This is a genomic window from Streptomyces sporangiiformans (assembly GCF_005768555.2).
Classification (GTDB): Bacteria; Actinomycetota; Actinomycetes; order Streptomycetales; family Streptomycetaceae; genus Streptomyces; species Streptomyces sporangiiformans.
Window position 1 is genome coordinate 78,352 of record NZ_VCHX02000065.1, and the last position, 12,070, is coordinate 90,421.

The 12,070-nt window shown below is 70.3% G+C and carries 9 protein-coding genes; 7 read left to right on the forward strand and 2 right to left on the reverse strand.

Features of this window, described 5'->3' with window-relative positions; genetic code table 11:
- Positions 1–95: 95 nt before the first annotated feature.
- Positions 96–785: a response regulator gene (locus FGD71_RS06205; protein ID WP_119099365.1), complete on the reverse strand. Its 690-nt coding sequence runs from the start codon at positions 783–785 to the stop codon at positions 96–98.
- Positions 782–2,503, reverse strand: coding sequence for an ATP-binding protein (locus FGD71_RS06210; RefSeq protein WP_119099366.1), 1,722 nt, complete (start codon positions 2,501–2,503; stop codon positions 782–784). Before FGD71_RS06210 ends, FGD71_RS06205 begins: the two co-directional genes overlap by 4 nt.
- A 140-nt stretch (positions 2,504–2,643) precedes the next feature.
- Between FGD71_RS06210 and FGD71_RS06215 the strand changes: the two genes are divergently transcribed.
- From FGD71_RS06215 to FGD71_RS06245, 7 genes are all read left to right on the forward strand, one after another.
- Positions 2,644–4,035: a cation:dicarboxylate symporter family transporter gene (locus FGD71_RS06215; RefSeq protein WP_240436418.1), complete on the forward strand. Its 1,392-nt coding sequence runs from the start codon at positions 2,644–2,646 to the stop codon at positions 4,033–4,035.
- A gap of 648 nt (positions 4,036–4,683) precedes the next feature.
- Entirely contained in the window at positions 4,684–5,595 is a 912-nt protein-coding gene (locus FGD71_RS06220) for an NAD(P)-dependent oxidoreductase (protein ID WP_119099368.1), read from the forward strand.
- Between the two features lie 94 nt (positions 5,596–5,689).
- A complete protein-coding gene (locus FGD71_RS06225) occupies positions 5,690–7,228 on the forward strand; it encodes an AAA family ATPase (protein WP_240436419.1) in 1,539 nt (512 codons plus the stop codon).
- A gap of 42 nt (positions 7,229–7,270) precedes the next feature.
- Complete coding sequence (locus FGD71_RS06230) at positions 7,271–7,699, forward strand: MerR family transcriptional regulator (RefSeq protein WP_119099369.1); 429 nt, start codon at positions 7,271–7,273, stop codon at positions 7,697–7,699.
- Positions 7,696–8,028, forward strand: coding sequence for a thioredoxin family protein (locus tag FGD71_RS06235; RefSeq protein ID WP_276147119.1), 333 nt, complete (start codon positions 7,696–7,698; stop codon positions 8,026–8,028). The genes FGD71_RS06230 and FGD71_RS06235 overlap by 4 nt, the downstream gene beginning before the upstream one ends.
- Positions 8,029–8,190: 162 nt before the next feature.
- Positions 8,191–10,449 carry a HelD family protein gene (locus FGD71_RS06240; RefSeq protein WP_420878240.1) on the forward strand — a complete coding sequence of 753 codons (2,259 nt, stop codon included), beginning with the start codon at positions 8,191–8,193 and terminating at the stop codon, positions 10,447–10,449.
- A 105-nt stretch (positions 10,450–10,554) separates the two neighbouring features.
- Positions 10,555–11,979 (forward strand): cytochrome P450 family protein, encoded by a 1,425-nt coding sequence (locus FGD71_RS06245; protein WP_119099378.1) that lies wholly within the window; start codon positions 10,555–10,557, stop codon positions 11,977–11,979.
- Positions 11,980–12,070: the final 91 nt, after the last annotated feature.

The window sequence follows — 12,070 nt, forward strand, 5'->3', positions numbered from 1 at the left end:
TCAATGACCTTGCACGGCCCGGGTGTTGAGCATGAACGTCATGTCGTCCCGGCGGCGCGACGACCCATGACCACGACGGCCCGGACGCCCGGGCCTCAGGGCCCCTTCACCCACTGGTACTGCAACTCTGGCCGCCCCACCTGCCCGTACTGCGGACTCCGTCCCGCCCGCCCCGCATCCACCAGGTGCTCCAGATACCGTCGCGCCGTGATCCGGGAGATCCCCACGGCCTCAGCCACCCCCGTCGCGGTCAGGCCCTCGGCGGAGTCCCGCAGCGCCCGGGTGACCCGCTCCAGCGTCGGTGCGCTCAACCCTTTGGGCAGCTCCGCCGGACCCGGTGCGCGCAGGGTGGCCAGCGCCCGGTCCACCTCGTCCTGGCCGCTGGCCTCGCCGACCGACGCGTGGAACTCGGCGTACCGGATGAGCCGGTCCCGCAGGGTGGCGAAGGTGAACGGCTTCAGTACGTACTGCACCACACCCAGCGAGACGCCCTCCCGCACCACCGTGAGATCCCGCGCCGAGGTCACCGCGATGACGTCGGCGTGGTACCCGGCCGCGCGGAGGGAGCGGGCGAGCTGCAGGCCGTGCCCGTCCGGGAGGTGGAGGTCCAGGAGGAGCAGGTCCACCGGCGTGCGGTCCAGTGCCCGCCGGGCCTCCGCGCCGGTGTGGGCCTTGCCCACCGCCGTGAAGCCGGGCACGCGTCCCACGTACATGACGTGCGCGTCCGCCGCGACGGGGTCGTCCTCGACGACCAGGACGCGGATGTCGTGCGACGGCGTGCTCATTGGGTTCCTCCGTGCGGAGTGGGCTGCGGAGCCGGCTCGGCCTCGGCCTTGGCCTTGGCTTCGGCTTCGGCTTGGGCGTGGACCTTAGTCCCCCCGGCCGGAGTCCGCCCCGTCCCTGCAGAGGCCCGCTCCCCGGACCTCAACGGCAGCCGCACCTCGAACGACGCCCCGCCCTCCGCGGCCTCCGTCACGGTCAGGGATCCGTCGTGACGGCTGACGGTCTGGTGTACGAGCGCCAGGCCGAGCCCACGCCCCCCGGGGCCGGACGGCTTCGTGGACCAGCCGCGCTGGAAGACCGCCTCCGTGTGGGCCGGGTCGACGCCGGCTCCCGTGTCGATGACGCGAAGGACCAGCTCCTCGTCGTCGGCGAGCGCGGTGACCGTGACACGGGCGCCCACGGAGCCCTGGGCCGCGTCCACGGCGTTGTCGATCAGGTTGCCCAGTACGGTCACCAGGTCACGGGTGGGCAGGGAGTCCGGCAGCAGACCGTCGTCGATGCTGCTGTCCTCGGAGACCACGAGCTCGACGCCCCGCTCGTTCGCCTGGGCCGCCTTGCCCAGCAGAAGGGCCGCGAGGACGGGCTCGCTCACCGCCGCGACCACCTGGTCGGTGAGGGCCTGGGCCAGCTCCAGCTCGGCGGTGGCGAAGCCGACGGCCTCCTGAGTGCGGCCCAGCTCGATCAGGGACACCACCGTGTGCAGGCGGTTCGCGGCCTCGTGCGCCTGGGAGCGCAGCGCCTGTGTGAAGCCGCGCTCGGAGTCCAGCTCGCCCATCAGGGATTGGAGTTCGGTCACATCACGCAGCGTCACGACCGTGCCCCGGCGTTCACCGCTGGACACCGGCGAGGTGTTCACCACGAGCACCCGCGAGGCGGTGAGGTGCACCTCGTCCACGCGGGGCTCCGCCGACAGCAGCGCGCCCGTCAGCGGGGCGGGCAGACCGAAGTCCGCCACGGAGCGGCCCACCACGTCGTCGTGAACGTCCAGGAGCTCCCGCCCGCCGTCGTTGATCAGCGCCACCCGGAACTGCCCGTCCAGCATCAGCAGCCCCTCACGCACGGCGTGCAGAGCGGCCTGGTGGTAGTCGTGCATACGGCTGAGTTCGGCCGCGTTCAACCCGTGGGTGGAACGGCGCAGGCGTGCGTTGATGACGTACGTACCGACGGCGCCGAGGGCCAGGGCGCCCGCCGCGACGCCGAACAGAGCCGTCACCTGGCCCTGGACCCGCTCGGTGATCACGTCCACCCTGATGCCCGCGCTGACCAGGCCGACGATGCGGCCGTCGTCGTAGATCGGCGTGACGGCGCGTACGGACGGGCCGAGGGTGCCCGTGTACGTCTCCGTGAAGGACTCGCCGTGGAGGGCGCGCTCGGTGTTGCCGAGGAAGCGTTGCCCTATCTCCTCCTTCTTGGGGTGGGTCCAGCGGATGCCCTGCGGGTTCATGATCGTGACGAAGTCGACCTCCGCGTGGCGCATCACCTCGGTCGCGTACGGCTGGAGGGTCTTCGTCGGCTTCTCGGTACGTATGGCCGCGCGGACGGAAGGGGAGTCCGCGACCGTGCGGGCCACGCCCATGGCCTGGCGGCGCGTGGCCTCCTCGGCCTGACTGCGGTCGCTGACATACGTGAAGAGGGCATATCCAGCCACCAGAACGGCGACAAGCACCGCCTGCATGAGGAAGAGCTGGCCCGCCAGGCTGCGGGGCCGGGGGAAACGCATGAGGTCAGTCTGCCTTGACGGTTGGCGTGAACTAAATGAACGGAAGGGTGACCGGCCTCACAGGTCAAGGGATAGTCACCGACAACCCCGGATGTGAGCCGCACGCCGGTGATGCCGACGATGACGTCAAGGAGGCAGCCGTGAGTACGTCCAAAACGGCACCTACCGCACCCGCTGCCAAGCGGGACCGCACCCACTACCTGTACATCGCAGTGATTGTCGCGGTGGTGCTCGGCATCACCGTGGGCCTGGTTTCCCCCGACTTCGCGGTCGAACTGAAGCCGGTCGGTACCGGCTTCGTGAACCTCATCAAGATGATGATCTCGCCGATCATCTTCTGCACGATCGTGCTGGGCATCGGCTCGGTACGGAAGGCCGCGAAGGTCGGTGCCGTCGGTGGCATCGCGCTCGGCTACTTCCTGGTGATGTCGCTGGTCGCCCTCGGGATCGGCCTGGTCGTCGGAAACCTCGTCGAGCCGGGTACGGGGCTCCAGGTGACGGACGCGATCAAGGAGACCGGTCAGGCGCAGGTCTCCGACGAGGCGCTGCCGCCGGTCGACTTCGTGCTGTCCATCATTCCGGTCACGATGGTCTCCGCCTTCACCGAGGGCCAGGTCCTGCAGACCCTCCTCGTCGCCCTCCTCGCCGGCTTCGCGCTGCAGGCGATGGGACGCACCGGTGAGCCGGTTCTGCGCGGGATCGAGCACATCCAGCGGCTCGTCTTCCGCATCCTCGCCATGGTGATGTGGGTCGCCCCCATCGGTGCCTTCGGCGCGATCGCCGCGGTCGTCGGTTCGGCGGGTCTGGACGCCCTCAAGAGCCTCGCGGTCCTGATGCTCGCCTTCTACACCACCTGCTTCCTCTTCGTCTTCCTCGTACTCGCCGCGCTGCTGCGCGTCGTCTCGGGCCTGAACATACTCACGCTCTTCAAGTACCTGGGCCGTGAGTTCCTGCTGATCCTGTCCACCTCCTCCTCCGAGTCCGCCCTGCCGCGGCTCATCGCGAAGATGGAGCACATGGGCGTCAGCAAGCCGGTGGTCGGCATCACCGTCCCGACCGGCTACTCCTTCAACCTCGACGGCACCATGATCTACATGACCATGGCCTCGCTGTACATCGCGGACGCGCTGGGCACGCCGATGTCGATCGGTGAGCAGATTCCCCTTCTGCTCTTCCTCCTCGTCGCCTCGAAGGGCGCGGCGGGCGTCAGCGGCGCCGGTCTCGCCACGCTGGCCGGTGGTCTCCAGTCGCACAAGCCCGCGCTGGTCGACGGCGTCGGCCTGATCGTCGGCATCGACCGTTTCATGAGCGAGGCGCGCGCCCTGACGAACTTCGCAGGCAACGCCGTGGCCACGGTCCTGATCGGCACGTGGACCAAGGAGATCGACAAGGAGCGGGTCGGAGAGGTCCTCGCCGGCCGGCTGCCCTTCGACGAGAAGACGCTCCTCGACGAGGGCGAGGGCTACGACGCCCCCGCCGCCGACGGCTCGTCGGAGCCGCGCGGGGACGACAAGGAGCTGGCGAAGGCCTGACGCCTCCGCCTCCGGCAGGCTCGCCGGTTCCAGGGCAAGGGCCTGGAACCGGCAGGCCGCCGGCCGCGGCCACGAAGGCCGACAGCTCCCGCTCGGAAAACTCCGGGCGGCTGGGTGGATCCCCCGTCGTCCAGCCGCCCGGTCTCATACGCTCAACCCCTGGCCACCGGCCTGGCGGCTCGGTGGCTCAGCCACCGGCCACCGGCTCGGTGGCTTCGTGGTTCAGCCACCGGCCAACGGTTCAGTGGCTTCGTGGTTCAGCCGCTCGCCAGCCGGTACAGTCACTCAGCCACTCGGCCACCGGCCTCCGGTTCAGTGGCGCGGCCACCGGCCACCGGCTTGGTGGCTGCAGTGGTTCAGAGGCGCAGCCACTCGCCAGCCGGTTCAGTGGTTCAGCCACTCGCCCACGGCCTCCGGCTCAGTGGTTGAGTGGCCCAGCCACTCGCCCACGGCCTCCAGCTCAGTGGTTGTGGCCCAGCCACTCGCCACCGGTTCAGTGGTCCAGCCACCGGCTTCCACGCCTCGCGGCCTCCGTGGATGGCCGCCTCGGCCACCGGCCCCCCGCTCGGACCGCTCGTCCACGCTTACCTTTTGGTTCGTACCTGACCAAATAGTAGGTACTTGTGCCGAGTTGGACGCCCCAGCAGCATGGTCCGCATGCCAACTGACCTTGAAACGACCTCCGTCGACCTCGAAAAGACCTCTGTCGCCGTCCTGGGGCTGGGCGCGATGGGCCAGGCCCTTGCCGCCGCCTTACTGCGGGCCGGGCACCCCACCACCGTCTGGAACCGTTCCGCGGGCAAGGGCGACGAGCTGGTCGCCCAGGGCGCCGTCCGGGCCGCGACCGCCGGCGAAGCCGTGCGCGTGGCGGAGCTGGTCGTGGTCTGCGTGGTCGACTACGACGCGGCCGGGACCATCCTCGAATCCGCCGCCGACGACCTGCCCGGCCGGGTCCTCGTCAACCTCACCTCCGACACCCCGGAGCGCTCCCGCACCACCGCGGCCTGGGCGAACGACCGCGGTATCGACTACCTCGACGGCGCGATCATGGTGCCGATCACGATGATCGGGCAGCCGGAAGCGCTGATCTTCTACAGCGGCCCGCAGGCGGCGTACGACAAGCACGCCATCGCTCTCAAGGCGCTGGGCGGGCGGCCCGCGTACCTCGGTGAGGACCAAGGGCTCGCCGCCGTCTACGACTTGGCGCTGCTCGACTTCTTCTACGGGTCCATCACAGGGATGGTGCACGCGTTCGCACTGGCCGGGGCCGACGGGGTGCGCGCGACCGACCTGGCCCCGTACCTGAACACCATCGCCGCCATCCTGCCGCCCCTCGCCGCCGGCGCCGCGCGCGACATCGACGCGGGCAGCTACCCGGGCGAAGAGGCCAATCTCGGCATGATGGCGACCGCTGTGGACCACATCCTGGAGTGGGCCGAACACCGTGGCCTCGACGTGAGTACGGTCCGCCCGATCAAGGACGTCTACGACAAGTCCGTCGCCCGAGGTCACGCCGCCGACAGCTGGACGAGCACGATCGAGGTCGTACGGGGCGGCTGAGGCCGCTGATCGCGCTCAAACTCTTTGACGCGCCGGTGTGGAGGGCCTCAGGCTGGAACTGCCGCAGGCGGGACGGACTGGCACGGAGGCGGGCATGGGGGACAGGTCGGAGTTCATGGGCACGGGGGAGTACGCGGCGTACGAGCCGGCTCGTACGCCGTTGCCGGCCGACGGGCGGCCGTTGTCGATGGACGAGGTGAGCGACCTCTTCCATGAGTTCCTCGCGGCGGTCGCGCGGCCCAAGCGCACGGACAGGGAGGGCCGTGACCTCACCGAGCGGCTGCGCGCGCATCTGGGGAGCGCGCCGCGGGACCAGCCGGTGATCAAGGCCGCGTATCCCTCGTACGACCTGCCCAACGTGCATCTGGCGCTGGAGCGCTGGTTCGCCGCGGAGGGGCGGGCGTACGAGCTGATCGGGATGACCGGCGCGGAACACCGGGGGGACTTCACGCTGGGAGAGATCCTCGAATCGGCGGACCGCTACGACCGGTTCGTGCTCGGGGCGGTCGACTACGCGCATCTGCCGGTGTCCCCGGACGAGGAACTCGCCTGCGTCTCCGTCGGGTTCTACCTCGGTCAGGAGGGTGAGGAGCGGTTCGCGGTGCTGCTGCGCGGTCCGGCGGACGAGTACGGGCGCAACAAGGTGGAGATCGAAGTACTGGCCCGGGAAAAGGAGTTCGCGGACCGTCTGCTCGCCGAGATCGACACGCTGATGCGCGAGCACAACATCTTCCGCGGCCAGATCCTCTCCTTCGAGGGCTCGGAATTCGGGGAGGGCCTCGGGCCGTTCCGCTTCCACCGCCGGCCCGCGCTGACCCGCGACGAGATCGTGCTGCCGTCGGGACTTCTGGAGCGGGTGGAGCGGCAGGTCGTCGGGGTGGCCCGGCGGCGCGAGCGGCTGCGCGCCGCGGGCCAGCATCTGCGGCGCGGACTGCTTTTGTACGGGCCGCCGGGCACGGGCAAGACCCACACGATCCGCTATCTCCTCTCCCACTTGTCGGAGTTCACGGTCGTGGTGCTCGCCGGTACGAGCATCGGCGCCATCGGCCCGGCGTGCGCGCTCGCCCGCATGCTCCAGCCCGCGCTGGTGATCCTCGAGGACTGCGACCTGATCGCCGAGGCCCGCGACTACGGCGGCGGCGAACAGCCGCTCCTCTTCCAGGTGCTGAACGAGATGGACGGTCTCGGCGACGACGCCGATGTGGCCTTCCTCCTCACCACCAACCGCGCCGACCTCCTGGAACCCGCCCTCGTCCAGCGCCCCGGCCGCGTCGACCTGGCGGTCGAGATTCCGCTCCCGGACGCGGAGGGCCGCGCCCGGCTCCTCCACCTGTACGGCTCCTCGCTGGGCCTCGGCAAGGAGATCACCGACGAGGTGGTGGCCCGCACGGAGGGCACGACGGCGTCCTTCACCAAGGAACTCGTCCGCCGGGCCGTCCTGATCTCGGCAGAACGCGAGGCGGACCGCACGGACGCGGAGGACCTGCGCACGGCGGCCGACGAACTCCTCTCGGACCGCGACCACCTGACCCGCCGCCTGCTGGGCGTACGGCCCTCCGGGCAGGACGCGGACGGGGAAGAAGGCGCGGACGAGGAAGAAGACGTGGAGTGGCTGTCGGCCGAGGGCGAGTGACCTGTTTGCCTTGACGTCGGCGTCAAGGATTACCGTCGCGGTATGCGAATCGGCGAGTTGGCGGCGCGGGCCGGGACCACCACGCGGGCGCTTCGGTATTACGAGGCGCGGGGGCTGTTGCCCGCGCGGCGTGGGGCCAATGGGTATCGCACGTACGACGAGGACGATCTGCGGCTGTTGCGGCAGATCCGGACGTTGCAGGACTTCGGATTCGACCTGGAGGAGACCCGGCCCTTCGTGGAGTGTCTGCGAGCCGGGCACCCGGAGGGCGACTCGTGCCCGGCCTCGCTCGCCGTCTACCGGCGCAAGGTGGGCGAACTCGACGCGTTGATCGGCGAGTTGCAGGCCGTAAGGGCCCAGGTCGGTGCGCAGCTGGCGAAGGCCGAGCAGGCGCGCGACGAGCTGGCGGCCGGTGCGGAGGTTCCGGGGGGTCCGGAACCCGTATGCGAACTGGGAGGGCGGACGCGGTGATCAAGGCGGCAGGCGTGGCTGAGGTGACGGACGTGGACTTCGAGGCGGAGGTGATCGGGGCCGATCTGCCCGTGCTGGTGGAGTTCACCGCCGACTGGTGCCCGCCGTGCCGGCAGATCGCGCCGGTACTGAGCGCCATCGCCTTCGAGGAGGGCGACCGGCTCAAGGTGGTCCAGCTGGACGTGGACACGAACCCGGGGACCACGAACGCCTACGGGGTGCTGTCGATGCCCACGCTCATGGTGTTCCGGGCCGGCGAGCCGGTGAAGTCGATGGTGGGGGCGAGGTCGAAGCGGCGGCTGCTGGAGGAGCTGTCCGACGTGATCTGAACCTTGGAACAACGCCCTCGAACAACGGGCATGCGACACAAGAAATCCCCCGAGCAATTGCGCTCGGGGGATTTCTTTACGTATATTCGATAGTTCACGACTTCAAAGACGCAGAGTCGCAAAGCAGTTCAATGAACACAGTATATCCGGGCGGGAGTGGAATTGTCAAACACCGATTTTCCGGACGATGAATTGCGCATCGAGCAGGAATTCATCGACGGACTGTACGCACGCGTCGACGCCCTGCGCGGCGGCACCGAGGCCGCCGTGGCGGACGCCCTCGCGCAGGGCAGTACGCCGATGCAGGCCCGCCTGGAGCGGGACGTCCTGGTCGCCGAGCGCTCAGGGCTGCTCGCCGCGCTGAACGCGGTGGACGGTTCCCTCTGCTTCGGCCGTATCGACCGGACCACCGGAACCACCCACCACATCGGGCGTATCGGAATCCGCGCCGACGACGCCGAGCACACCCCGATCCTGATCGACTGGCGGGCTCCGGTCGCCCGGCCCTTCTACCTCGCCACCGGCCACACCCCGATGGGCCTGCGCCGCCGCCGGCACATCACCACCGAGGGCCGCGCCGTCACCGCCCTGCACGACGAGATCCTCGACCTGGGGGACGAGCAGCGCACCGGGCACGAGGACCCCACCGGAGACGCCGTCCTCCTCGCCGCCCTCAACTCCGCGCGCACCGGCCGCATGAGCGACATCGTGCAGACCATCCAGGCCGAGCAGGACCGCATCATCCGCGCCCCGTACCGCGGGGTGCTGGTGGTGGAGGGCGGACCCGGCACCGGCAAGACCGCTGTCGCGCTGCACCGGGCCGCGTATCTCCTCTACGAACACCGGGAGCTGCTCGCCAAGCGGGCCGTCCTGATCGTCGGCCCCAACCCGGCGTTCCTCGGCTACATCGGCGAGGTCCTGCCCTCACTCGGCGAGACCGGCGTGCTGCTCTCGACCGTCGGCGAGCTCTACCCCGGTGTAAAGGCGACCGCGATCGACACCCCCGAGGCCGCGGCCGTGAAGGGCCGCGCCGACATGGCCGACGTCCTCGCCGCCGTCGTGAGCGACCGCCAGGCCCTGCCCGACCCGGTGATCGCCATCGAGCACGACCGGGACGTCCTGATGCTCGACGACGATCTCGTACGCGTCGCCCGCGAGCGCACGCGCGAGGCGAAGCTGCAGCACAACGCCGCCCGCGAGCACTTCGAGGGCCACATCCTCAACACCCTCACCGACATGGTCGCCGAGCGGATCGGCACGGATCCGTACGACGGCACGAACCTGCTCGACGCCAGCGACATCACACAGATCCGTGACGAGCTGGCCGAGAACCCGGAAGTCTGGTCGGCCATCGACCAGTTGTGGCCGCGCCTGACCCCGCAGCGCCTGGTGGCCGACTTCCTCGCCGAGCCGGACGGCTTCGTCAGCGAGCCCGACGCCGCCGCGATCCGCCGCAGGGTGACGCGAGCGTGGACCACCGCGGACGTCCCGCTCCTCGACGAGGCCGCCGAACTCCTCGGCGAGGACGACCGGTTGGCGAGGGCCGCGGCCGAGAGGGAACGCAACGAGCACATCGCGTACGCGCAGAGCGTGCTGGACATCTCGTACGCCTCACGGACGTACGAGTTCGAGGACAAGGAGGACGGCGACCCCGACGGCTCCGAGGTCCTGTCCGCGCACGACATCATCGACGCCGAGCGAATGGCCGAGCGCCAGGAGGAGGACGACCACCGCAGCGCCGCCGAGCGGGCCGCGGCCGACCGCACCTGGGCGTTCGGGCACATCATCGTCGACGAGGCGCAGGAGCTGTCGCCGATGGCATGGCGGCTGCTGATGCGGCGCAGCCCCACCCGGTCCATGACGCTCGTCGGCGATCCCGCGCAGACGGCCGAGGCCGCGGGCGTCGGCTCCTGGGCCGGCATCCTCCAGCCGTATGTCGAGGACCGCTGGGAGCACACCCGCCTCGCCGTCAACTACCGCACGCCGTCCGAGATCATGGACGTCGCGGCGGCCGTGGTGCGCGCCGAGCATCCCGGCTTCGAGCCGCCGAGTTCCGTGCGCTCGACAGGCGTACGGCCGTGGGCGCGGGCCACGGACGACCTGCCGGGGGCCGTGGCGAAGGCGGTCGCGGAACTGACCCCCGCCGAGGGGCGTCTGGCGGTGATCGCGCCGCGTGATCTGCACAGGTCGCTGGCCGCGCGGCTGGACGGCGTCACGGCGGGCAAGGAGCCCGACCTGACCCGTACGGTCGTCCTGCTGGACCCGCGTCAGGCCAAGGGGCTGGAGTTCGACTCGGTCCTGGTGGTCGAGCCGTCCCGGTACGGCACGAGTGACCTCTACGTCGCCCTGACGCGCGCCACGCAGGCGCTGGGCATCGTGCACACGGGGGAGCTGCCGCCGGCGCTGGCGGCGGCGTTCTGACATGCGGAGGGGGGCTCGCCACATCCTCCTTGGGGATCACCGAGTCGTAACAGTTGGCGTCGACGTCACAGCTTGTAAGCGCCTGATGCGGTAAGCGTGTTCGCCATGGAACATCACCCGTTCGCCGCTGCCCCGGCCGACGCGCCGCCGCTCGAGTCGCTGCCCGTCGAGCCGCTGCTGACCTCGGCCTTCGACACCGATCCGGCCGGCGTGTACGGGCAGCTGCGGCGCACCTACGGCCCGGTGGCGCCGGTCGGCTTGATGGGCGTACCGGTGTGGCTGGTCCTCGACTACCGCGAGGTCCTGGAGGTGCTGCGCAACGCGAGCCTGTGGAGACGGGACATCCGGTACTGGCGGACGCGGGCGGAGGGGCGGCTGCCGCAGGACTGGCCGCTGCTCGCCGGATACGAGGTCCGGCAGACGATGTTCATGGACGACGAGGAGCATCTGGCCGCCCGGGGGACCCTCCACTCCGCTCTCGGCCCGTTCCAGGACGGGCGCACCCCGCAGGGATGGGAGCTGAGGGCGAATGTCGTGGCGTACGCGGACGAACTCTTCGCCCTGCTCGCCGCCGAGTCCGGTTCCGCCGGTTACATGGACTTGGCCGCGCAGTACACCAGGCCGTTGCTGCTGATGATCACCACCCGGCTGTTCGGCTGCCCCGTCGAACTCGGCGACGAGATGGTCATGGACCTGTGGCGGATGCTCGACGGCGGGCCCGACGCGGGGCCCGCCACGGGGAGGGCGCTGGCGGCCATGACCCGGCTGGCCGCCCACCGCCGGGCCGTGCCCGGCGACGACCTCACCTCCTACCTGCTTCTGGCCGATCCGTCCCTCTCCGACGAACAGCTCGGCCGTGAGCTGTTCATGAACGCCGTGTACCTCAACGACATCACCGGCAACATGGTGTGCAACACCCTGCTGGAGGTGCTGCGTGGCAACGCGACCGTCCGCAGGAGTCTGTCGGCCGGGCTGATCGGCGAGACCGTCAACCGGGCGGCGCTGGCCAATCCCCCCGTGGCCAACCTGTGTTTCCGCTTCGCGGCCCGTGACGTACGGCTCGGGAACTTCTGGATCCGGGCCGGCGATGTCGTGCTGCCGTCCGCCGCGGCCGCGCATCATGACCTCATGGCGATCGGGTCCCCCCTCGTCGACTCCACGGTCAGTACGCGTGCCCATCTGGGGTGGGGTGCGGGGCCGCACCAGTGCCCCAGTGCCGCGCGCGAGTTGGCCGGTCAGATCGTGGCCACGGCTGTGGGCCGTGTCTTCGAGTACTTCTCCAAGGTCGAACTGACCCTTCCGCCGGACCAGTTGCCCTGGCGGTCCGGGCCCGTGGTGCGGGGCCTGCGGCTGCTCCCGGTCCGCTACGAGCTCAGCCGGAGCCGTCCCGTCCGCCAGGTACCGTCCGGCCGGGTGACCGCCAACGGAGTCCCGCGGCCGGACGCCCCCTCGCGTTCCTCGGTCCACCACGCCAGGGGGCTGCTGGCGTCCCTGCGGCATCTGATGTTCGGCTCCCGCAAGGGGGGTTGAGGGGGTTGTTTCGCCCCCGCCGCCCCTACCCGTCCCATCCCGTTCCTGGGGGCTGCGCCCCCAGACCCCCGCTATCGGCCTGAACGGCCTC